The 22093-nt window shown below is 45.4% G+C and carries 20 protein-coding genes; 13 read left to right on the plus strand and 7 right to left on the minus strand.

Features of this window, described 5'->3' with window-relative positions:
• Positions 1-448: 448 nt before the first annotated feature.
• From ABDW33_RS26175 to ABDW33_RS26190, 4 genes are read left to right on the plus strand one after another with little or no spacing between them, the layout of a single operon-like run.
• A complete protein-coding gene (locus ABDW33_RS26175; RefSeq protein WP_343693065.1) occupies positions 449-1279 on the plus strand; it encodes an ABC transporter ATP-binding protein in 831 nt (276 codons plus the stop codon).
• Positions 1280-1287: 8 nt separating this feature from the next.
• A complete protein-coding gene (locus ABDW33_RS26180; RefSeq protein ID WP_343693066.1) occupies positions 1288-2106 on the plus strand; it encodes a hypothetical protein in 819 nt (272 codons plus the stop codon).
• Positions 2107-2117: 11 nt separating this feature from the next.
• Positions 2118-2489: a GntR family transcriptional regulator gene (locus ABDW33_RS26185; RefSeq protein WP_343693067.1), complete on the plus strand. Its 372-nt coding sequence runs from the start codon at positions 2118-2120 to the stop codon at positions 2487-2489.
• Between the two features lie 15 nt (positions 2490-2504).
• Positions 2505-3209 carry a hypothetical protein gene (locus ABDW33_RS26190; protein ID WP_343693068.1) on the plus strand — a complete coding sequence of 235 codons (705 nt, stop codon included), beginning with the start codon at positions 2505-2507 and terminating at the stop codon, positions 3207-3209.
• Between the two features lie 69 nt (positions 3210-3278).
• On the opposite strand, the gene ABDW33_RS26195 is transcribed toward ABDW33_RS26190, so the two are convergent.
• Genes ABDW33_RS26195 through deoC form a run of 3 tightly spaced genes read right to left on the minus strand, consistent with a single transcriptional unit; the run spans position 3279 to position 5607 of the window.
• Positions 3279-4454 carry a M20 family metallopeptidase gene (locus ABDW33_RS26195; RefSeq protein WP_343693069.1) on the minus strand — a complete coding sequence of 392 codons (1176 nt, stop codon included), beginning with the start codon at positions 4452-4454 and terminating at the stop codon, positions 3279-3281.
• Positions 4438-4884: an SPOR domain-containing protein gene (locus ABDW33_RS26200; RefSeq protein ID WP_343693070.1), complete on the minus strand. Its 447-nt coding sequence runs from the start codon at positions 4882-4884 to the stop codon at positions 4438-4440. The genes ABDW33_RS26195 and ABDW33_RS26200 overlap by 17 nt, the downstream gene beginning before the upstream one ends.
• Before the next feature lie 30 nt (positions 4885-4914).
• Positions 4915-5607, minus strand: a complete 693-nt coding sequence (gene deoC, locus ABDW33_RS26205) for a deoxyribose-phosphate aldolase (RefSeq protein ID WP_343693071.1) — start codon at positions 5605-5607, stop codon at positions 4915-4917.
• A gap of 185 nt (positions 5608-5792) precedes the next feature.
• Here deoC and ABDW33_RS26210 point away from each other — a divergent pair, with 185 nt between their 5' ends.
• Together ABDW33_RS26210 and ABDW33_RS26215 are read left to right on the plus strand one after the other, a co-directional pair.
• Positions 5793-5987: a hypothetical protein gene (locus ABDW33_RS26210; protein ID WP_343693072.1), complete on the plus strand. Its 195-nt coding sequence runs from the start codon at positions 5793-5795 to the stop codon at positions 5985-5987.
• Positions 5988-6000: 13 nt separating this feature from the next.
• Positions 6001-6630, plus strand: a complete 630-nt coding sequence (locus tag ABDW33_RS26215) for a hypothetical protein (RefSeq protein ID WP_343693073.1) — start codon at positions 6001-6003, stop codon at positions 6628-6630.
• 71 nt (positions 6631-6701) lie between these two features.
• Here the strand turns inward: ABDW33_RS26215 and secA are convergent, their stop codons facing one another.
• Together secA and ABDW33_RS26225 are read right to left on the minus strand one after the other, a co-directional pair.
• A complete protein-coding gene (secA, locus tag ABDW33_RS26220; RefSeq protein ID WP_343693074.1) occupies positions 6702-10040 on the minus strand; it encodes a preprotein translocase subunit SecA in 3339 nt (1112 codons plus the stop codon).
• A gap of 215 nt (positions 10041-10255) precedes the next feature.
• Positions 10256-10879: a DUF4253 domain-containing protein gene (locus ABDW33_RS26225; RefSeq protein ID WP_343693075.1), complete on the minus strand. Its 624-nt coding sequence runs from the start codon at positions 10877-10879 to the stop codon at positions 10256-10258.
• 750 nt (positions 10880-11629) lie between these two features.
• Between ABDW33_RS26225 and ABDW33_RS26230 the strand changes: the two genes are divergently transcribed.
• From ABDW33_RS26230 to ABDW33_RS26255, 6 genes are all read left to right on the plus strand, one after another.
• Positions 11630-12793 carry a Gfo/Idh/MocA family oxidoreductase gene (locus ABDW33_RS26230; protein WP_343693076.1) on the plus strand — a complete coding sequence of 388 codons (1164 nt, stop codon included), beginning with the start codon at positions 11630-11632 and terminating at the stop codon, positions 12791-12793.
• Between the two features lie 6 nt (positions 12794-12799).
• The gene (locus tag ABDW33_RS26235) at positions 12800-13855 is read left to right on the plus strand and encodes a sugar phosphate isomerase/epimerase (protein ID WP_343693077.1); all 1056 of its coding nucleotides are present in this window, start codon (positions 12800-12802) and stop codon (positions 13853-13855) included.
• Between the two features lie 116 nt (positions 13856-13971).
• Positions 13972-14388 carry a c-type cytochrome gene (locus ABDW33_RS26240; protein ID WP_343693078.1) on the plus strand — a complete coding sequence of 139 codons (417 nt, stop codon included), beginning with the start codon at positions 13972-13974 and terminating at the stop codon, positions 14386-14388.
• A 158-nt stretch (positions 14389-14546) separates the two neighbouring features.
• Positions 14547-15251 carry a DUF1080 domain-containing protein gene (locus ABDW33_RS26245; RefSeq protein WP_343693079.1) on the plus strand — a complete coding sequence of 235 codons (705 nt, stop codon included), beginning with the start codon at positions 14547-14549 and terminating at the stop codon, positions 15249-15251.
• Between the two features lie 6 nt (positions 15252-15257).
• Positions 15258-16031 carry a ThuA domain-containing protein gene (locus ABDW33_RS26250; RefSeq protein WP_343693080.1) on the plus strand — a complete coding sequence of 258 codons (774 nt, stop codon included), beginning with the start codon at positions 15258-15260 and terminating at the stop codon, positions 16029-16031.
• Between the two features lie 139 nt (positions 16032-16170).
• The gene (locus tag ABDW33_RS26255; protein WP_343693081.1) at positions 16171-19566 is read left to right on the plus strand and encodes a ThuA domain-containing protein; all 3396 of its coding nucleotides are present in this window, start codon (positions 16171-16173) and stop codon (positions 19564-19566) included.
• A gap of 216 nt (positions 19567-19782) precedes the next feature.
• On the opposite strand, the gene ABDW33_RS26260 is transcribed toward ABDW33_RS26255, so the two are convergent.
• Both ABDW33_RS26260 and ABDW33_RS26265 read right to left on the minus strand, forming a co-directional pair.
• On the minus strand, positions 19783-20094 hold the full coding sequence (locus ABDW33_RS26260; protein ID WP_343693082.1) for a hypothetical protein: 312 nt from the start codon (positions 20092-20094) through the stop codon (positions 19783-19785).
• A gap of 12 nt (positions 20095-20106) precedes the next feature.
• The gene (locus tag ABDW33_RS26265) at positions 20107-20487 is read right to left on the minus strand and encodes a transmembrane 220 family protein (protein ID WP_343693083.1); all 381 of its coding nucleotides are present in this window, start codon (positions 20485-20487) and stop codon (positions 20107-20109) included.
• A gap of 205 nt (positions 20488-20692) precedes the next feature.
• Here ABDW33_RS26265 and ABDW33_RS26270 point away from each other — a divergent pair, with 205 nt between their 5' ends.
• The gene (locus ABDW33_RS26270; RefSeq protein ID WP_343693084.1) at positions 20693-22093 is read left to right on the plus strand and encodes an RtcB family protein; all 1401 of its coding nucleotides are present in this window, start codon (positions 20693-20695) and stop codon (positions 22091-22093) included.

Raw genomic sequence — 22093 nt, forward strand, 5'->3', positions numbered from 1 at the left:
GTTTTGTTTGAGGAAGCAGGGAGGGGGAAGGGATATTGTTTGAGGGAGTAAGAATGGGTGAGCATGGGAAAGATGGTTTTGTTTGAGGAAGCAGGGGGCAGGTAACGTATTAGCGGGGGGAGGTAGGATACAGGAGACGGATATGGGTTGAGGGAGTAAGAGTGGGAAGATGGTTTGTTTGAGGAAGCAGGGAGGGGTTAGCGTATTAGCGGGTGGCAGCCGGGAGGGCAGGGTAGGGACAAGGGTGAGGGAGTAAGAATGGGAGGTGGTGGATGCGTTAATACAGGAGGATGTGTTGCGTGCTTGTGGGAAAATGCAGGGGCGTTTTGTCAGGTTGTAGCGGGGGGGCCTGAATTGTATAAAAAATATTTTTATTTGAATTTGGAAATATCAGTCCCTTCTCTATCTTTGTAGTGTACTAGTTAAGTAGTACACTAAATCACTTTATATGATAACTATCCAGAATCTTCATTTCCACTACAAAAAGGGTAGGCCATTGTTTGAGGGGTTGAATTTAGCGTTGGAGGCGGGTCATGTTTATGGTCTTCTGGGCAGGAACGGGGCCGGCAAATCCAGTTTGCTGAAGCACATAGCAGGGTTGCTTTTTCCCAAAAGCGGGACATGTACGGTGATGGGCTATGAGTCCCAACGTCGGCAGCCTGCTTTCCTCAGTCATCTTTTCCTGGTGCCTGAAGAGTTTTACCTGCCGCAGGTGACTATCAGCCGTTATGTGAACACCTATGCACCTTTTTATCCCAATTTCGATGAGAGCGCATTCCAGGCATACCTGCATGAATTTAAAGTGCCTCGTGACCAGAAGCTCACTGATATGAGTTATGGGCAGAAGAAAAAGGTAATCATCAGTTTTGGTCTGGCTACCAATACGAAATGCCTGATCATGGATGAGCCGACAAATGGCCTGGATATTCCGTCCAAGAGCCAGTTCCGCAAGGTGATTGCTGCTGCGGTGAATGAGGAGAAGTGTATTGTGATTTCCACGCACCAGGTAAGAGACCTGGATAACCTCATTGACAGCATTGTGGTGATAGACAATCACAAGATTATTTTTAAGCAGGATGTAGAGACGGTGACGGAGCGGCTGCATTTCAGAAATGTAAAGCAACTGGAAGAGGCAGAGAACGTGTTGTTCTCAGAAAGTTCAGGACTGGGGCATGCTATTATCACAGAGAATACTGGTGGCATACCTGGCAGACTGGATATGGAACTGCTCTTTAATGCCGTGCTGGAGCCTTCCGGACGGATTAATCAACTCTTTTAATTTCCCTTATGCAAACGAGCAATGTATTTCATGCGCCCAGGTTTGGGGCGTATTTTAAAAAGCATATTGTAGACAATCTGCGGTTGTACCTGATGTCTTTGGTGGTATTGGTAGGTGTGCTAGTTGCATTAGGACTGTTTGGTATTTTAACGAATTCCAGGGAGGTGGTAAAGCTTTCCTTTATCTTTCCTTTTTATGGTGTCCTGTTGTATGGCACGGGGTTGATCTTTACCGGTTTTTCATTTATCCAGTTAGCCGACAAACCCAGGGGAATTGATTATCTATTGTTGCCTGCTTCTCATTTTGAAAAGTTCCTCACCACGCTGTTGATTACGACGGTAGGTTTTTTACTGGTATATCATATAGCTTTTGGGACAGCGACGCTCATTGGTACGTTTATCTTGTCTCTGAGCAGTGAAAAACATGTGATCAATTTTGATTTTTCTAAAGATCTGCGAGATGATGTCATGGTGCTGTATCATTGGTGGTTTATGTGCCAATCAATTATCCTGTTGGGATCAGTTTACTTTCCTAAGTACAGTATTGTCAAAACATTGTTTGCCGTATTTATTAGTGTTTTGCTGATATGGGCCATCAATACGGTTTTTATGAACATCCTGTTTTATGGTCATTTGATGGATTGGGCAGCATCTGCTCCATTCTTTGGGGTATCGCTTGTTGGCAATCCAGGTAATGTATCTCATATCTCCATCTTTTTGCAATCACCTAAATGGCTGTTGGATGTACTATATTTTGCAATGGGTTACATATTTCCGGTGGCATTGTGGGTATTGGCATATTTCAGGTTAAAGGATAAGGAGATTTAAATTTTAAACTCATGGAATTTAAAGAATCACAAGCGATATACCTGCAGATTGCAGATTATATCTGCGAACAGATCCTGTTAGACAAGTGGCAGGCAGATGACAGGCTGCCATCCGTGAGGGAGCTGGCGGTGCAGACGGAAGTCAATCCCAATACAGTGATGCGTACCTGTGAGTATTTGCAGCAATATGAGATCATTTACAATAAAAGGGGGATTGGATATTTCGTAGCATCGGATGCGATGAAGCGGATAAAACAGCTGAAGAAAGAGCGGTTCATGGAGAATGAATTGCCGCAGTTCTTTCGGAGTATCTACCTGCTGGATATAGAACTGGATGAGCTGAAGACGCATTATGAGAAGTATAAGCGTTCACATTTCAGGTAATTAAATTTTACAATTATGAAGACCAGTATAAAAATGTTACTTGTTTTCGTTGGCATCATCGTGTTGTTGATGCTGGCGTCAGATGTGTTGTTGTGGGCCTATTTTAAGAAGGGGATAAATGGGGATGGGAAGGCCTTGCGATTCCAGGGTGATGATGTGGATAAAGAGATTGCGTTACGACCTTTTAAAGCGATTGTAGTCCATCCGAGCCAGGGGAATCAGCTGGAAGTGATGGCTGATTCAAATTTTAAGGTGGTTCCTATGGGATTGGATGGTGGGCAATTCCATTACAAACAGGAAGGTGATACGTTATACCTGTTGCCAAATAAGGCTTACAAAGTACTTGTGTATTGTCCTTCTGTACATTTTATCAGGGCTGCTGCAAATAATATAAATATGGGAGTTTCCGGGTTTAAGCAGCCATCGCTGGAAGTGATTGGATTGGATGATTTCTCAATAGGTTTTTCAGAGGTATTTCTTCATCAATTGACTTGTAAAGGAGGAAAAAATAACATGATTAACTCGTGGACCAGGAGTGATATTGATTCGGTGAAAATTGAGCTGGGCTTGTATGGGCAAATAGATTTCAGCAATTTAAAGCTGATGGGTTTGAGTGTGAAGGCGGATAGTTTGCGGGAATTAAGTATCGATAAGTGGGGCTTATTAAAGTTAACGAAGCTGGACAACCATTATACAATGAAGAATGATATTGAAAGATAATGATAATTGATTGGTTATAAGCAAAGCCATGTTGACAGCGCCCGCTTAAAAGCGGGCGCTGTCAATTTTTTAGATTTGTGTAGCTAGATAAGCCATTGTTCCGATCCCTGTTTCAATAGCACGTTCGTCGATATCGAATGTAGGTGTATGTACACCGGATGTGATACCTTTTGCTATATTACCGGTTCCTAACCGGAAGAAACAAGCCGGGATGATCTGGCTATAAAAGGCGAAATCTTCCGCCCCCATTCTGACTTCTGTATCCTGTACATTTTCCTGTCCAAGATATTCCCCTGCCAATGCACGGGAGCGTTCGGTCACTTCTTCATTGTTATACAGGCAGGGATAGCCTACCAGGATATCGATGTCGATGTCTGCCCCCATGGCGTGTGCTAATTCAGTTGCCTGTTTTTTGATGATTTCGTGGGCTTTAAAGCGCCAGGTTTCATCCATTGCCCTGAAGGTGCCCATCAGTTTCACTTCGCTGGGAATTACATTCGTGGTATAGCCACCATTGAATGCACAGATACTGAGCACAGAAGGAGAGAAAGGATTATTATTACGGCTGATCACCTGTTGTAAGCTCACGACCAGGTGTGATGCTACGAGAATTGTATCGGTGGTGAGGTGAGGTTGGGCAGCGTGGCCGCCTTTGCCTTTGATGGTGATATAGATCTCATCGGCACTGGCCATATACTGGCCTGCGCGGAAGCCCAGTAAACCGGCTTCCATAGAAGGCTGCACGTGCATACCGAGGATGGCATCGGGGCGTGGGTTTTCCAGCGCGCCATCTTTGATCATGAGACTTGCTCCACCGGGGTGTTTTTCTTCACCTGGCTGGAAGAGGATCTTGATGGTGCCTTCGAATTCATCTTTCAGTTCCTGGAGGATGCGGGTAGCTCCTAAAATGCAGGTAGTATGCACGTCATGTCCACAGGCATGCATAATGCCGGTGTTCAATGATTTATAAGGCACATCGTTGGCTTCAGTGATGGGAAGGGCATCGATATCGGCGCGGAGTGCGATCACTTTTTTAGAAGGGTTTTTTCCTTCAATGATGGCAACGATCCCGGTACCGGCGACGCCGGCAGTATATTTCACCCCGAAATTATCCAGTTGTTGCTGAATGTACTTTGACGTTTCATACTCCTGGAAGGAGAGTTCGGGATTGGCGTGAATATGTCTTCTGATAGCGATGAACTCGGGCGCGTATTTGTGTGCGAGTTCCTTAATACGATTCTTCATTCCCTGCCTCTTTCTCTGGTTGTAGATTAATAATGGCAGGTACAACGAACACGCCGCCGTTGAAGCTGGAAGATAATTTATCTCTCAGGTCAGCAGCTTCGTCCCGGCTTTTGAAGTCACCTACGCGTACTTTGAAGTAAGGAGCCTGGTAGTCCAGGTAGGTACGGTAGTCAGGGTAAAGTTGCATGACCTTGGCTTTCATATCGGTAGCTTCATTTCTCTTGTTGGTAGAAATGACCTGTACCCTGAAACCTGGTTGGTTGCGGATAGCGAGGGTGTTGATATAGATCTGTTTTTTTATCAGCAGATCGAGCCGGCTGTCTTTCACCACTTTTACGCCGCCGGTATTGGCAGTGGCCAGGGTATTGTCCTGAGCGGAAGCGAGGGTACCGATCAGTAATCCGGATAATAATATGATTATGTGTTTCATGTTCAGTCTTTTAGCTGATGGGGATGATGGTTAATATGTGCCTGCGGCACCATTAGTCGCCTCCCCTTTTGCCTCTTTCATGAGTGCCACGCCGCTGGAAGTTCCCAACCTGGTGGCGCCTGCAGCGATCAGCTCCTGGGCGAAGGCAAATGTACGAACTCCGCCTGAAGCTTTTATCTGAATATTTTGCGGCAGATGGGCCCGCATGAGTTTTACGGCTTCAACGGAGGCGCCTTTTTCGGCGTACCCGGTGGATGTTTTGACATAGTCAACGCCGTATTTAGCGTAGATCTCGCAACACCTGATGATTTCTTCTTCCAATAATATGCCACTTTCTATGATCACTTTGAGTACCACTTTTCTGGGTTGGTTGCGGATCACGGCCATGATGTTATTGATTTCTTTTTCGATATAGTCCCAGTCTTTGTTGCGGATAGCGAGGAGGTTGGCGACCATGTCGATTTCGTCGGCTTCGTCGACGATGGCGAGGACGAGTTCGGCGAGTTTGGCTTCGATGGCCGAGTAGCCGAAGGGGAAGCCGATAACGGTGGCCACTTTGGTGGTAGTGCTGCTGGTGAAGGTCTTGGCTACCTTTACGAAGGGAGGGGGAACGCATACTGCGGCGAAGTCGTATTCAACGGCTTCCATGCAGAGGTTTTTGATGTCTTCGAGGGTGGTGGTAGGTTTGAGGACCGTGTGGTCAATGTATTTGTTCAGCTGCATAGTGAAGTGGTTTTCGGGTGCGAAGGTAGGGAAAATTGTAGGATTGTCAGGAATGAACGGGAATGGTTGAAGTGAGAAAAGATATATGCAGAATGAACAAAATTGGATCGCGGAAAGCTAGGCTGGGAGGGGGATTGGGGGTAAATTTGTGGAGTAATTTATTGTTCACAATTAAAACAGAAAGTATGATGGATATTTTTCATCCGGATTTTCAGGTCAATAGAGTTAGTGAGATCGCGAAAAAGGCCCTGGAGGATGCTAAGCAGCGTACTCCTGAAGAAAGTTTGAAATACCTTCAGGATGCCGGTATTGTCGATGAAAATGGGAAGTTTACACGGCAGTATGAAGTATGGAATTATATTGATTTTAAGAACGAATAATCCAACATGTTTTATGTACCACATCAAAGACCATCTTATTCTGGGTTTCCATGGATGTGACGAGGAAACCTGCCTTCGGTTAATTAATGCTCCCAATGAGTTTTATTTTAAGAAAAATCCTTACGATTGGTTAGGGCATGGAATGTACTTCTGGGAGAATAATGAAAAGAGGGCCTGGCAATGGGCCCATGAAAAATGTAAACAGGGTAAAATAAAGCAGCCAGCTGTATTAGGGGCTGTCATCAATCCTGGGCATTGCTGTAATTTTCTGGATTCAAAGTATACAGAGAGTTTATCCAATTATTATCTGAGTATGGGAAGGAGTATGGATTCTTTACCTATAAACAGGAACGCTAAGTCAGATTTATACAATGATAAATTACTGCGCGAATTAGATTGTAGCGTAATTGAACATATGCATTACTATATGCGATGCGAGCAGGAAATGGAGAAGCAAAAGTTTGGTTTCGTTTTCACACCCAGCTTTGACACTGTTCGTTGTGCATTTATCGAAGGCGCTCCTGCTTTCCCGGGTGCCGGTATCAAACTCAAAAGCCATATCCAGATCTGTGTTCGTAACCCCAATTCCATCCTCGCTTTTTTCCGTCCCCGCCATACCCTCCCCTTTCATCTAGCTGCGTAGACCTTTACTAAACAAACAAAAAAGGGTGCCTCAGCAGAGACACCCTTTTTACTATTTTCATCAAGTAAGGACTAAAGGTCCTTTCCGTGACAGTTCTTGAACTTCTTTCCACTTCCGCAAGGGCAAGGATCATTCCTTCCTACCTTAGGGCCTACTTTCACCGGGTCCTGCTTCATCGGTTCTGCATTCGTTGCATACTCCTGTGCTTCATGACCATTGGTGGATTCAAAATCCTGATGTGTCGCTTTCATCTTGCTCATATCAGTCTTCTGTTCTCTTGCCTCTCTGATCGGCGGTGGTGCCTGCTGGCGTTGTTGTTGCTGTGAACGGCCATCTTCCTGTACGGGAATACCACACTTACACAGGAAAGATACGATTTCCTTGCTGGTTTCTGCAGTCACCTCTTTGAACAGGTTAAATGCTTCGAACTTGTAAATCAGCAGCGGATCTTTCTGTTCCCATACTGCACTCTGTACAGATTGTTTCAGGTCGTCCATCGCACGCAGGTGCTCTTTCCACGCGTCGTCAATCAGTGACAGGGTGATATTACGTTCCAGGGAATTGATCGTTTCAAAACCGTTGGTATCAACTACCTTCTGCAGGTTGGCCAGTACATTGACACCTCTCTTACCATCTGTAAATGGAATAGAGATATTCTCGATGTGGTGACCCTGCTCTTCGTGGATCTGTTTGATCACCGGCAGTGTATTCTGTGCGATATCCTGTACTTTACGCTGGTAGTTTTCCTTCGCAGCATGGTACAGTTTAGATGCGAGTGCATTTACATCACCTTTGGTCAGTTCTTCCTGGGTTACATCTACATCGATCGCGAAGTTGAGGATGGCATCCAGTTTCAGTGCTTCCAGGTCACCGGTTTCCCTGTGTGTATTGGCAATGCTTTCGGCTACATCGTAGAATGAATTGTCGATGTCAATTGCCAGACGTTCGCCAAACAATGCGTGATTACGTTTTGCATAGATCACAGTACGTTGTTTGTTCATCACGTCATCGTATTCCAGCAGACGTTTACGGATACCGAAGTTATTTTCTTCTACTTTCTTCTGTGCTCTTTCGATAGAACGGGTGATCATGCTGTGCTGGATCACTTCGCCTTCTTTATAGCCCATCCGGTCCATGAGACCTGCGATACGATCAGAACCGAACATACGCATCAGGTCATCTTCCAGTGATACAAAGAACTGGGAAGTACCCGGATCTCCCTGACGACCGGCACGACCACGTAACTGGCGGTCTACACGGCGGCTTTCGTGGCGTTCAGTACCGATGATAGCCAGACCACCTGCATCTTTCACACCAGGTCCGAGCTTGATATCCGTACCACGACCTGCCATGTTGGTAGCGATGGTCACTGCACCTTTCAAACCTGCTTCTGCGACGATTTGTGCTTCGCGGGCGTGTTGTTTTGCGTTCAATACATTGTGAGGAACTTTCTCGAAGGTCAGCATTTTGCTCAGCAGTTCGGATACTTCTACGGAGGTAGTACCTACCAGTACCGGACGGCCTTCAGCCTGCAGTTTCTTCACTTCTTCGATAACTGCCCTGTATTTGTCGCGCTTTGTTTTGTATACTAAATCCTCATTATCCTTACGGGTAATAGGGAGGTTAGTTGGAATGGTTACAACATCGAGTTTGTAGATCTCCCAGAACTCACCGGCTTCTGTTACAGCTGTACCGGTCATACCTGCCAGTTTGTGATACATACGGAAGTAGTTCTGCAGGGTAACTGTAGCGAAGGTTTGGGTAGCTGCTTCCACTTTTACATTCTCTTTCGCTTCAATTGCCTGGTGTAAGCCATCAGAATAACGGCGGCCATCCAGGATACGACCTGTCTGTTCATCTACGATCTTTACTTTTCCATCCATTACCACATATTCCACGTCTTTATCGAAGAGGGTATATGCTTTCAGCAATTGCTGTACGGAGTGGATACGATCAGATTTCTGCGCGAAGTCCTGCAGCAGGGCATCTTTACGATGCAGCTTCTCATCGGCAGACAGGTCCATCTTTTCGATCTCGGCGATCTCGGAGCCTACATCCGGCAGGATGAAGAAGTTTGGATCTTCACCGGATTGGGTGATCAGGTGAATACCTTTATCTGTCAGGTCTACGGTGTTGTTCTTTTCGTCGATGCTGAAGTACAGTTCCTCATCTACCTTCGGCATTTCACGCTGCTGGTCGGCGAGGTAATAGTTTTCAGCTTTCTGTAATAATACTTTAATACCTGGTTCGCTCAGGTACTTGATCAGTGCATTGTTTTTAGGCAAACCACGCCATGCACGCATCAGGGCCAGACCACCTGTTTTAGGATCATCTTTACCTTCAGCGATCAGTTTCTTAGCTTCCAGCAGGTACTGGGTAGCAGCCTGGCGTTGTGCTTCGATCAGACGTTGGATACGAGGTTTTAATACATGGAACTCCTGTTCTTCACCACGGGGGATAGGACCGGAGATAATGAGTGGGGTACGGGCGTCATCCACCAGTACGCTATCCACCTCATCCACCATGGCAAAGTGGTGCTTGCGTTGCACCATTTCGTCTGGTGTATGCACCATGTTATCACGGAGGTAGTCAAAGCCAAATTCGTTGTTTGTACCATAGGTAATATCAGCCAGGTAAGCTGCACGACGTTCAGCGGTGTTAGGCTGGTGCTTGTCGATACAATCCACGGTGATACCCAGGAATTCAAAGAGGGGACCATTCCACTCGGAGTCACGACGGGCGAGGTAATCGTTCACTGTTACAATGTGCACACCTTCGCCAGCCAGTGCATTCAGGTAAGCAGGCAGGGTAGATACAAGGGTTTTACCTTCACCTGTTGCCATTTCGGAGATCTTACCTTCATGCAGTACGATACCACCTATCAGCTGTACATCATAATGTACCATGTTCCAGGTAACCTGGCTACCAGCAGCAGTCCAGGTATTTTTCCACGTCACTTTGTCACCTTCGATGGTCAGGTAATCTTTTCTTACTGCCAGGTCTCTGTCCAGCTGGGTTGCTGTGGCAGTGATGGTAGGATTGTTGGTGAGGCGGCGGGCAGTTTCTTTTACCACTGCGAAAGCCTCAGGCAAAATTTCCTTCAGTATTTCTTCAATTTGTTTATCTCTGTCTTTCTTCAGCTTGTCTACTTCCTGATAGATAGTATCTTTTTCAGTTACTTCTTCAGTCTGTTCAGCTTCCGCCTGTTTATCAGCAATTACTCCGTCAATCTTCGACAAATGGGCTTTGATCCGTTGGCGAAAATCCTGCGTTTTATTACGCAGCTGGTCTACAGGCAGGGATTGCAGTTTTTCATACTCCTCGTTGATCTTTTTCACCACAGGCATGATCGTATTGATGTCTCTCTCCGATTTATGCCCGCCAAAAAGCTTTGTTAAAAAACCTAACATGTCTAGTTTATTACGAATGATTGTTAAAATAGTTGTAGGGCCATAGGATACCTATGTTCCAATCCGTTTCCTTACCCAAATATTATGCTTGGAAGCGACCGATGACAAGGTGTCAGCTATCCGGGATTCCGGCAAGGCCCGTAAAATTAGGAATTATTTGCACATAGTGAAGCCGTAATGCTGTAGGATGACAGTTTAAACAGAAAAAATATATTTTAGTCCCACCAGAGGTACAAAGTTCTTGTCTCTTTCAGCTCCTGGACCAGATCTTCCACATTTCCAACACCTTCTTCAGCTATATCCGGACAAAAAGCATGGATCTCACGGGCAAAGGAATCGAGGTCTGCAGGGGGTATTTTACTAAATCTGGCTTCCAGCCAGTCACTTCCGGCGCCCAGGATCTCCAGTGAATAGCGGCTATCCCAGTTATGTAGCCTGATGAGCAGGCTGTCGTTGGAAATATCATAATTAGGGGCACTGGTACATTTTAATTTAATTATATCAAACTGATCCCTGGACTTTACTACGGCGAATTGGTCCGGGAGGTTCCCGTAATTTTCTGCTGATTTAAAGAGAAGATAACCTGCTGACCGGAGTTTTTGCCGGACGCGTTCGTATTTGCCGGATTTTGGGTGGTATTCAAACTCCAACCCTTCGGCTTCGCCCAGGATATGCAAGGGGGCAGTAGTGAGTGTTCGGATGGCAGCAATTGCGTGCCGGTCAATATGAAGGGAATCGGCCAGCATACGATCCTGTTCACTGATAGGTACCTCTTTCCCAAAGTAGGAGCAGGAAAACAGGAGGGTGACAGCCGCAAAGAATAACAGCACTTTGCTCATAGGTATAGATATATATTTCTCAATGTACAAAAATGAGTAGAACCGCACAACCCTCACATTTAAAACCACGGAATGATAATAATGGCATCAGTGTGATTAATCAACTAAATGCCATACGTATACACATTCACAGTAATGGTTGTATTAAAACAAATCAATGCTTAGTCCGCTTATTCTGAGTTGTTTTCTGTAATAAATTTAATTATTGTAATTATTTGATTAACATTTATTTATAAAGTTACAACCGATTGCATTATGCGTCTTTATTTGCCCATATGATCAATTCCTTCATTTGTATTATCCTGGTTGTAATGGTATGAGGGGTAAAAAATACACTCTAAAAAAAATATGTCGTTAACGACCGTTTAACACCTTCACTTGTTACAACAGTCTACCTTTACAGTATTAGGGTTTTCATAGGATAGTAAAACAAGAGCCGGATAGTCGTATCAGGCTCTTTCTTTTTATATAAGATTCTGTTTATTATAGTTCTGTATTCTTTCTACTTACAGTTTTCTTTCCTTTCCACTATAATAAATTTATAATACAAAGGAACTCTAAAGTCAATTATAATCTTCCTATTTCAGTTAAATGAGAAATTTCATGATGGAATTTCCCCGGAGTTTTCTACATTTAAAAGCTGTGGAGTAATGACGTTATGAATAAAAACACGTGCACAACTTCCCGTTTCATGCTGCGGGATGCGAAAAACAACTCAAACCTATTATAAAGAACAAAAAGTTATTGCAAATGAACCGTAAGTTAAGAATGGGTATGATTGGGGGCGGAAAGAATGCCTTCATTGGTGCTATTCACAGGATTGCTGCGAACATGGATGGTCTGATTGAACTGAAAGCCGGAGCATTCAGTTCTGATCCGGAGATTTCCAAAGCCTCCGGCGAAATGTTGTTTCTTCACCCAGACAGGACCTATCCTGACTACAAGACTATGCTGGAAGCTGAAGCCAATAAGCCAGCAGATGAGAAACTGGATTTTATTGCTATTGTTACGCCCAATCATGTACACTTTGAACCCGCCATGCTTGCACTGGAAAAAGGTTTCCATGTAGCTATTGACAAGCCCATCACCTTTACGCTTGAGGAAGCGAAACAACTGAAAGCTAAGGTTGAATCCACTGGTCTTTCATTGTTACTCACCCACACTTACACTGGTTACCCGATGGTAAAGCAGGCAAAGCAGATGGTGAAGAACGGTGTATTTGGTAAAATCAGAAAGATTTATGTCGAGTATCCGCAGGGTTGGCTGAGCACTTTTTCTGAAAAAGACAGTAAAGGTGCTGCCTGGCGTACAGACCCCAGCCGTTCGGGAAAAGCAGGCTGTATGGGCGATATTGGTACACATGCTGCCAATCTGGCTGAGTATATAAGTGGATTGAAAATCGACAAACTGTGTGCTGATCTCAATATTGTTGTTCCGGGTCGTGCCCTGGATGATGATGGTGGTGTGTTACTGAAATTTGATAATGGGGCTTCCGGTGTGCTCATTGCTTCACAGGTAGCTGCTGGTGAAGAAAATGATTTGACTATCCGCGTCTATGGTGAAAAGGGTGGCATTGAATGGTCACAGATGGAACCTAATACCCTGATTGTAAAATGGCTGGACAAACCTGCAGAAATTTATCGTGCGGGCAATAACTACGGTGCATTACAAAGCAGTTATGCTATTCATAATACCCGTACGCCCGGCGGACATCCGGAGGGTTACCTGGAAGCTTTTGGCAACCTGTATCGCAACTTTGCGCTGACATTGCTGGCTAAGCTGAAAGGTGAAACACCTGCTCCTGAAGCACTTGATTTTCCAGGTGTGGAAGAGGGTGTGAGAGGTATGGCCTTCATTGAGAACGTCGTAAAATCCGGACAGAGCAACGAAAAATGGACAAAATTTGAAATCTAATCTATTATGAAAACTATCAAAGGACCTGGAATATTTCTGGCGCAGTTCCTCGGAGACACTGCCCCTTTCAACTCCCTGGAAAGCATTTGTAAATGGGCTGCCGGCTTAGGTTTTAAAGGTGTGCAGATCCCTACTTCTGATCCTAAGATCTTTGATTTGCAAAAAGCAGCTGAGAGCAAGACTTATGCTGATGAGATCAAAGGGCTGGTGCAATCTACCGGATTGGAGATCACTGAACTCTCTACCCACTTACAGGGACAGCTTGTGGCAGTACATCCTGCATTCAGCGATCTGTTTGATGCTTTTGCACCTGCTGATAAAAGAGGTAAGCCTGCTGCGCGTACTGAATGGGCGGTTCAGCAATTAAAATATGCTGCAAAGGCGAGCCGTAACCTGGGCCTGAATGCACATGCTACCTTCAGTGGCGCATTGCTCTGGCATACGGTATATCCATGGCCACAGCGCCCTGCAGGGCTGGTAGAAACCGGTTTTAAAGAACTGGCGAACCGCTGGCTGCCGATCCTCAATGAATTTGATGAGAATGGTGTAGACCTTTGTTATGAAATTCACCCAGGTGAAGACCTGCATGATGGCGCGACCTATGAGCGTTTCCTGGAGGCTACCGGCAATCATGCGCGTGCCTGCCTGCTGTACGATCCAAGTCATTTTGTATTGCAATGTCTCGATTACCTGGAGTATATCGACATCTATCACGAGCGGATCAAAATGTTCCACGTAAAGGATGCGGAATTCAATCCCACCGGCCGTTCTGGTGTATATGGCGGTTACCAGGGTTGGGTAGATCGCCCTGGCAGATTCCGTTCACTGGGTGATGGCCAGGTTGATTTCAAGGCGGTGTTCAGCAAGCTGACTCAATATGATTTCTCCGGCTGGGCTGTGATGGAGTGGGAGTGTTGCCTGAAGCATCCGGAAGATGGTGCAAGAGAGGGCGCGCCGTTCATCAAAGATCACATCATCCGTGTGACTGAAAAGGCGTTCGACGATTTTGCCAGTGCAGGAGCGGACGAAAGCCTGAACAGAAGAGTACTCGGACTGGAGTAGCGGGCATTTCATCATAATTATCTGATAAAAATAAGAAGGTTGCTTATCTTACGGAGTATGTCAACCTATACATATTTGTCATAATCTGAAATAGGACTTATAAAATGGAATCTAAAATGAGAATGCGTTATCTGGCACCATTCGTATTAAGTACGTTCTTTTTTGCGGCTTGTGGTGGCAGCGATAACAGCAGCGAAAAAAAAGACACAGCAGCAAGCAGCAGCAATGAGGCACCTGCTGATAATTCAATGGTGAAAGCTGGTGCGGCTGAAGCAGCCGCTTCAAAAGGTGCAGAGCTGATCTCGAAATCGGACTGTCTGACCTGTCACAAAGTAGACATGAAAGTAGTTGGGCCTGCTTACAAGGAAGTAGCAGCTAAGTATGAAGCCAACGATGCGAACATCGAAATGCTTGCTTCGAAAATCATTGCCGGTGGTAGCGGTCATTGGGGGGAAGTGCCCATGCAGGCACACCCGAATGTATCTAAAGAAGACGCCACTGAAATGGTGAAGTACATTCTGTCTTTAAAGTAGTTTACATAATTATCCGTAGCGGATTACGGAGGCAATAAATTTACGGGTCTCAACTATGTCATTCTGTGGGTGATCTGCGGAACCATTGTACCTCGTTGATTGATTGTTTCGTAATCCGCTTTGCTAAAATTCCAAACCCAAACAAATCCATTCATTATATGAAATTGCTTATTCCCGTTTTGGCGTTCAGTCTCTCGTCGGCCACTGTTTTCGCGCAACAACCCAATACTTTATCTGCAAAGGAACAAAAGGACGGCTGGAAATTATTATTTGATGGTAAAACGACTACTGGCTGGCATACTTACCTGCAATCTGGCGCTACCGACAGATGGAAGGTGCAGGATGGGGCTTTTGTGCTCGATACTGCTGTGAAAAAAGGTGGTGGTGACCTTGTGACCAATGATGAATATGAAAACTATGATTTTACCTACGAATGGAAGATCTCTGAAGGTGGTAACAGTGGCCTGATCTTCAGTGTGCATGAAGATCCCAAATATGGTGCTACTTACCTGACTGGTGCTGAAATGCAGGTGTTGGATGATGCTAAACATCCGGATGGTAAATATCCCAAACATAATTCCGGCGATCTGTATGACCTGAAGAAGTCTACCAGGAACGCTGCAAAACCGGTAGGTGAATGGAACAAAGCGCGCATTCTGAAAAAAGACGGTCATCTCACTTTCTGGCTCAATGGCACCAAAACCATTGAAACTACTGTTGGCAGTGACGAGTGGAAAGAGTTATTAGCCAACAGCAAGTTCAAAACCTGGGAAGGGTTTATGAAATTTTCTAAGGGCCACATTGCCCTGCAGGACCATGGCAACGTAGTAAGCTACCGCAGTATCAAGATCAAAACACTGTAATAAAATATGAAAAAACTGTTTGTTGGTATTGTATGTACCACCGCGTTATTGATGCTGTATCCTATGACCCGGTTGATGGCAGCAGCGCGTCCACGTCTGCTGGTGTTTTCCAAAACAATGGGTTTTCGTCATGATTGCATACCTGTTGCCAAAGTAGCTATCATGCAACTGGGGCAGGAGAATGGCTTTGATGTGGATACCACTGAAGATGCTGCTGCTTTTGAATACAAAAATCTGAAGAAGTATGCTGCTGTGCTATTTTTAAACACAACAGGCAACGTTTTAGATGACAAAGAACAGGCTGCTATGGAAAAGTACATTCATAAAGGCGGTGGGTTTATGGGCATTCATGCTGCGACCGATACAGAGTATGACTGGCCATGGTACAATAAGCTGGTAGGTGCATGGTTCACCAGCCACCCTAAACAACAAACAGCTTCACTGATAGTAGTAGATAAGAATAACGATGCTACCCGTCACCTGGGCGATAAATGGTCCAGGTGGGATGAGTGGTATAATTTTAAAGACCTGAATCCCGATGTTCATGTACTCATCAAAATAGATGAGAGCAGTTATGAAGGCGGTAAGAATGGCGATAACCATCCTATGGCATGGTATCATGACTTTGAGGGTGGCAGGGCATTTTACACGGAGATGGGGCATACCAAAGAATCGTATAGCGATAAAACGTACATGCGGCATGTGCTGGGAGGACTCAGGTATGTGATGGGCTTGAAAGCTACCGATGCTGATGCCGGCAAGACAGGGACCTATTACTAATCATACAGAAAAGGTTGTCTCAAATGTAAATTTTATCCGGCTTCATTCGGGTATCTGACGGAGAGGGAGTACGGTTGCGTTATTCTCTGGGCCGTCAGATTACGTTTTGAGACAGCCCTTTTTAACGAAAACAACTAACATGCGATTAAGGTATGTATTTTACCTGGCTGTGCTTTGCGGAATTATCCTTTCCGGTTGCCAGTCAAAGATCAGACCCGGTAACCCCAGGGTGCTGGTATTCTCGAAAACGGCCGGATTCCACCACGCCTCTATTCCCGCTGGCATTGCGGCTATTGAAAAACTAGGTAAGGAAAATGGATTTGATGTGGATACGACCACAAATGCTGACATGTTTGTAGAAGATACCCTGCAGAAATATGCTGCTGTTATCTTCCTGAACACTACCGGCGATGTACTGAACAATTACCAGGAAGCAGACTTTGAAAGATATATACAGGCCGGTGGCGGTTATGTAGGTGTACATGCTGCGACCGATACGGAGTACGAGTGGGGTTGGTATGGAGGCCTTGCAGGCGCTTACTTTGATAACCATCCTCCTGGCACTCACAAGGCAACATTGACTGTAAAGGATAAATCCTTTGGTCAGTTGCCCGACAAATGGGAACACGAAGACGAATGGTATAATTTCAAAAAGATCAGTCCCAATATCAAAGTCATTATGACTGTGGATGAGAAGACGTATGAAGGGGGGAAGAACGGAGATAATCATCCCATCAGCTGGTACCATGATTATGATGGTGGCCGTGCGTTCTATACAGAACTGGGGCATACAGATGCCAGTTATAAAGAGGAGAATGTCCTGAAACTGCTCCTGAGCGGTATCAAATATGCCATTGGCAAGAACCAACTGCTGGATTACAATGTGGCGACTACCCTGCGTGTACCGGAAGAGGATCGTTTTACAAAGAATACACTGGTATCCGGTGAATTCTTTGAGCCTACAGAAATGACCATTCTGCCGGATCTTAATATTCTCATTGCTCAGCGCAGGGGTGAGATCATGTACTTTGACCAGCAGGCGCACAAGCTCACGCAGGCCGGGTTTTTACGGGTTTATTACAAAACAGAAGTACCGAATGTGAACGCAGAGGAAGGTGTACTGGGTATCAGTGCTGATCCTGATTTTGCTACTAACCATTATGTATATATATATTATTCTCCGATTGATACTTCTGTCAACAGGTTGAGCCGTTTTACATTTGAAAACGGTAAGATCGACAGTGCTTCAGAGAAGATTGTATTGCAACTGTATTCTCAGCGGAATATCTGTTGTCATACAGGTGGTTCGATTGCCTTTGGCGCAGATCATTTGTTGTACCTGTCTACAGGTGATAATTCCACGCCATTTGACGAACCGGGTCAGCAGTATGTAACGAAGGGGTATGGGCCATTGGATGACCGGCCGGGGCACCTGAATTATGATGGTCGCCGTACATCCGCGAATACCAATGACCTGAGAGGAAAGATCCTGCGTATCAAGATTCACCCGGATGGTACTTATACGATACCTGAAGGCAATCTCTTTAAGAAAGGTACAGATAAAACCCGCCCGGAAATTTATGCGATGGGTACCCGCAATCCTTATCGTATTTCTGTTGATCGTAAGACGGGGTATGTATATTGGGGAGAAGTAGGGCCTGATGCGAACAATGATGATCCGGAGCGTGGCCCCAGGGGGTATGATGAAATCAACCAGGCAAAGAAGCCGGGGAACTATGGTTACCCGATGTTTGTTGGTAATAACTATGCTTATCATCGGTATGATTATGAAACAGGCAAGGCAGGTGCCGCATTTGATCCTGCAAAACCTGTGAATGAATCACGTAACAATACTGGTATCAGGGATCTGCCACCGGCTGTACCGGCTATGATCTGGTATCCATATGATAAGTCGCCAGACTTCCCTTCTATGGGTAGTGGCGGTCGCAATGCGATGGCGGGTCCTGTGTATTACAATGAGTTTTATCCAGCTGAAACCCGTTTCCCGGATTACTATAATGGTAAGTTCTTTATTTATGATTGGGTGAGAGGCTGGATCAAAGCGGTGACATTTGATAAAGACGGGAATCTCTCCAAGACAGAACCATTCATGCCTCATACGAAGTTTAATGCGATCATTGATATGGAATTGGGACCTGACGGCAGGATCTATGTACTGGAGTATGGTAATGGTTGGTTTAGTAAGAATAAAGATGCAGGTTTGTCAAGGATCGATTTCAATGGTGGTAACCGTGCGCCTATAGCAAAGATCCAGGCGAGCAAACTGTCAGGTGGTTTACCATTCAAAGTGAAACTGAGTGCAAAAGGTTCTTCTGATCCCGACCATGATCAGCTTACTTACATCTGGTACCTGGGTAATGGGAATAAGAAAGAGACGAAGGAGCCGGAAACGGAAGTGACTTATACAACAGCAGGTGAATATGCCGTATCGGTAGAAGTGGTGGACGACAAGGGTACCAGTACCCGCAGTGAAGGCATAGCCTTGTATGCAGGTAATGAAACGCCTGAGGTGAAGATCAATATCGCTGGTAATAAAACGTTCTATTTCCCGGGCAAACAAGTCGCATATGATGTGCAGGTAACTGACAAGGAAGATGCAGGTAATATCAAGCCTGAGAACATGTACATCCGGGCAGAATACATGGAAGGAAGTGACCAGGCAGCGATTCCGCAGCAGGGGCATCAGATCATTACCGGTGTGATTGCAGGTAAAAACCTGTTTGAATCAGGAGATTGTAAAACATGTCATAAGCTGGATGAAAAATCAATAGGACCTGCTTTCAAACAGGTAGCAGCGAAATATAAAGATGATCCGAATGCAAAAGATTACCTGGCGAATAAGATCATCAAAGGTGGTGGTGGTGTATGGGGAGAGACTGCGATGTCAGCCCATCCTACGCTTACAGCGGGAGAAGCACATCAACTGGCAGAATACGTAATGTCTCAGGGTGCGGAGAACAAGGTGGCACCTTCCCTGCCACAGAAGGGTACGGTTGCTCCAACTGCAGGTAAACCGGAGAAAGACAATGGTATATTATACCTGATAGCCAGCTATACTGATCAGGGTGGTCCTAATATTCGTCCGCTAACGGGGACGGCTACGGCGACACTGAGAAGTCCTAAACTGGTAGCTGCAAACTACGATCAGTCTTTTGGTGTAACGACGTTTGAAGCAGATGGCATGAAGTTCCTGATTCCAACGGCTAATAGCTGGGTGTCTTACAACAACCTGGATCTGACAGAGGTAACAGGTATCGGGATCGCTTATTATTCACAGGAAGCATTGCAGTATGGATATACAGTACAGGTATTCCTGGATAAAGAAGGCGGTACTAAGCTGGGAGAGGTGGTGATTGGGCCTGGCGCGAAAGTGAAGATGCCCAATACGGCGTCGATCAATTTTGCCCCGGTAGCAGATGGTAAGCTGCATAATCTGTACATCAAAATTGTAGCGGCAGATCCGGCGGAAAAAACGTCACTGGGTATCAGCCGGTTTGAGTTACAATCAAAATAGTTGCTTTACACTTCAATAAAAAAAGGCTGTATCATAAGTACGATACAGCCTTTTTTTATTCGTATCCCTGATGGAGTCGGGTATCCGTTTTACTTATGAGCCATCCTCTTTTTTATTTTGAGCGAAGTGAACGACTTCATTGAAAGACATTATCAGGCAAGGCTATTGGGGACTGGTATGAATTTTTTATATAGGTAGGGAAATCACGTACTTCTTTCAGGAATAAATGCTAACAATCTCGATCGTCACCCATTCGCCAATGATCAGGACCACACCGGAGATGTCCAGTTCTTCCATCATTCCAATGGCCAGGTGTTCGCCATTTCCCTGGTCTATAAAATAGTAAGGCCCGTAGATGGATTGACCGAGGGTAAACTGAATAGATACGGGGATACGATCGCATTCAGTGATGCAATAATCGACCATACCTACAGCGCTACCACTGACGCCGGTAATTGGCCAGACGATTGCTTCGGCAGCAGCTACAATTTTTGAATAACGAACAGGCAGAATGGAAAAACCAGGCATATAGTATCGTGCTTATTTTGCTCCTTTTTTACGTCCGGCATAAAAGTAATTGATCATCAGTACTGCGATCAGGATGAACAGTCCAAAGAATTCACGGGTTTCTTCAATCCACGGCTGAGAGGCCTTCATCGTCTCTGCGATGTTCTCACCATGATGTTTGGTTGCCCAATCCAATACGCCATTCTGATCAAAGAATTTATAGATGGCATAACACAGGTATACTACTACCCCTACGAGGTAGGCCTTTCTGTAATATTTACCCCTGGCTGCCAATGCACAACATGTGGCACCATACAGGTAAATAGGCATCCATACATATGGATCCGGATCGTTGTATTGCAATCCCGCGAAAATGATGAAAAGGATGCACCAGATGATGTTGAATAATTTCATTTCACCAATATATAAAAAAAATATACCTTTGCGCCGAATTCCTTATTTCTTCATCTTTTTAAAACACAAGGAATCATGCTGAACCGTACCAACATATCACCCATCGATCTTGCCGCTTAGTCCGGCCGGACACCCCGTTTCCCAATTAATTTTTCCTTATTAAAAATTTAGTTGCGGCATTGCTATGCCCGCACGAAGCATTCTTATGAGCAGTTTAAAAGCTAAAGAGCTCAGCAAGATCGGCTATACAGACGATCGTGCCCGGAGCCTTGTGATAAATATATTTTCAAAACATTTTAAGCATCATACAAAAGACGAAGCGATTAAGCTTTTGAATGATATCAAAGAGCATCCCATTACTTACAGAGATGATGAAGTATTGGGAAAAATAGCCGCTACTTTTCTGCAGGAGGTAACCGTGAAGCCCTTCCGTGCACACAATCTTTTGGAGGTAGCCGGTGATGTAAAGGTATACGGTGCCAGGGAAATAGAAGCCGGTGCCAGGAGACAGATGGAAACAGCTATGACCTTGCCTGTATCTGTGCAGGGGGCTTTGATGCCTGATGCGCATACAGGTTATGGATTACCTATTGGCGGGGTACTCGCTACGCAAAATGCGGTGATCCCTTATGCCGTAGGTGTGGATATTGGTTGTAGAATGGCGCTCTCTATTTTAGATACCGGTGAAAGTTTTCTGAAGCGATATGCTTTCCAGGTAAAGACGGCATTGAAAGCATGTACACACTTCGGCCTGGAGGGTGGACTGGATACAGTGCAGGAACATGAAGTATTGGATCATCCGACATTTCAGGCGACAGACCTGTTGAGGAAGTTGCAGTCTAAAGCTGAAAGGCAGCTGGGTACATCCGGTACAGGGAATCACTTTGTGGAATTCGGCCTGATCACGCTGAATGAAGGAAATGCGCTGGGCATACAGGCAGGGGAGTATCTTGCTTTGTTATCTCACTCAGGTAGCCGGGGGTTAGGGGCCAGCATTGCACAGCATTATACCCGCATCGCAATGGATACCTGTAAGTTGCCCAGAGAAGCACAGCAACTGGCTTGGTTAGATCTGGATACGGAAGCAGGGCAGGAGTACTGGATGAGTATGCAGTTGGCCGGAGATTATGCCAGGGCATGTCATGACAGGATCCATGCAAACCTGCTGAAAGCAACGGGTTTGCAGGCATTGGCCACTATAGAGAACCACCACAACTTTGCCTGGGAAGATACATTGGCAGATGGTCGCCGGGTGATCATTCACCGGAAAGGGGCTACGCCTGCACATGCTGGGGAGTTAGGTATTATTCCCGGCAGTATGACGACGCCTGCGTATCTCGTATCTGGCAAGGGAGTACCGGCCTCGTTATACTCCGCCTCGCATGGTGCAGGCAGGGCGATGAGCCGTAAGCGCGCCAAAGAAAGTGTGACTATGTCAGCTTTGAAGAAGATGCTGGCAGATGCAGATGTCACGCTGATAGGAGGGAGTGTGGAAGAAAATCCGCTGGCATACAAAGACATTGAACGAGTGATAGATGCGCAGCAGGAACTGGTAAACATTGAGGGGAGATTTGTACCCCGCATTGTAAGAATGTATAAAGAGTAA

It is taken from the genome of Chitinophaga sp. (assembly GCF_039596155.1).
Classification (GTDB): domain Bacteria; phylum Bacteroidota; class Bacteroidia; order Chitinophagales; family Chitinophagaceae; genus Chitinophaga.

Excerpts from the sequence above, each read along its gene's own strand:
- ABDW33_RS26190 (WP_343693068.1), top strand. The coding sequence starts at position 2,505 with ATGAAGACCAGTATAAAAATGTTACTTGTTTTCGTTGGCATCATCGTG.
- ABDW33_RS26255 (WP_343693081.1), top strand. The coding sequence starts at position 16,171 with ATGCGATTAAGGTATGTATTTTACCTGGCTGTGCTTTGCGGAATTATC.
- ABDW33_RS26200 (WP_343693070.1), bottom strand. The coding sequence starts at position 4,884 with ATGAAACACATAATCATATTATTATCCGGATTACTGATCGGTACCCTC.
- ABDW33_RS26270 (WP_343693084.1), top strand. The coding sequence starts at position 20,693 with ATGAGCAGTTTAAAAGCTAAAGAGCTCAGCAAGATCGGCTATACAGAC.
- ABDW33_RS26215 (WP_343693073.1), top strand. The coding sequence starts at position 6,001 with ATGTACCACATCAAAGACCATCTTATTCTGGGTTTCCATGGATGTGAC.
- ABDW33_RS26265 (WP_343693083.1), bottom strand. The coding sequence starts at position 20,487 with ATGAAATTATTCAACATCATCTGGTGCATCCTTTTCATCATTTTCGCG.
- ABDW33_RS26225 (WP_343693075.1), bottom strand. The coding sequence starts at position 10,879 with ATGAGCAAAGTGCTGTTATTCTTTGCGGCTGTCACCCTCCTGTTTTCC.
- ABDW33_RS26245 (WP_343693079.1), top strand. The coding sequence starts at position 14,547 with ATGAAATTGCTTATTCCCGTTTTGGCGTTCAGTCTCTCGTCGGCCACT.
- ABDW33_RS26240 (WP_343693078.1), top strand. The coding sequence starts at position 13,972 with ATGAGAATGCGTTATCTGGCACCATTCGTATTAAGTACGTTCTTTTTT.
- secA (WP_343693074.1), bottom strand. The coding sequence starts at position 10,040 with ATGTTAGGTTTTTTAACAAAGCTTTTTGGCGGGCATAAATCGGAGAGA.
- deoC (WP_343693071.1), bottom strand. The coding sequence starts at position 5,607 with ATGCAGCTGAACAAATACATTGACCACACGGTCCTCAAACCTACCACC.
- ABDW33_RS26235 (WP_343693077.1), top strand. The coding sequence starts at position 12,800 with ATGAAAACTATCAAAGGACCTGGAATATTTCTGGCGCAGTTCCTCGGA.
- ABDW33_RS26180 (WP_343693066.1), top strand. The coding sequence starts at position 1,288 with ATGCAAACGAGCAATGTATTTCATGCGCCCAGGTTTGGGGCGTATTTT.
- ABDW33_RS26230 (WP_343693076.1), top strand. The coding sequence starts at position 11,630 with ATGAACCGTAAGTTAAGAATGGGTATGATTGGGGGCGGAAAGAATGCC.
- ABDW33_RS26185 (WP_343693067.1), top strand. The coding sequence starts at position 2,118 with ATGGAATTTAAAGAATCACAAGCGATATACCTGCAGATTGCAGATTAT.
- ABDW33_RS26210 (WP_343693072.1), top strand. The coding sequence starts at position 5,793 with ATGATGGATATTTTTCATCCGGATTTTCAGGTCAATAGAGTTAGTGAG.
- ABDW33_RS26175 (WP_343693065.1), top strand. The coding sequence starts at position 449 with ATGATAACTATCCAGAATCTTCATTTCCACTACAAAAAGGGTAGGCCA.
- ABDW33_RS26260 (WP_343693082.1), bottom strand. The coding sequence starts at position 20,094 with ATGCCTGGTTTTTCCATTCTGCCTGTTCGTTATTCAAAAATTGTAGCT.
- ABDW33_RS26250 (WP_343693080.1), top strand. The coding sequence starts at position 15,258 with ATGAAAAAACTGTTTGTTGGTATTGTATGTACCACCGCGTTATTGATG.
- ABDW33_RS26195 (WP_343693069.1), bottom strand. The coding sequence starts at position 4,454 with ATGAAGAATCGTATTAAGGAACTCGCACACAAATACGCGCCCGAGTTC.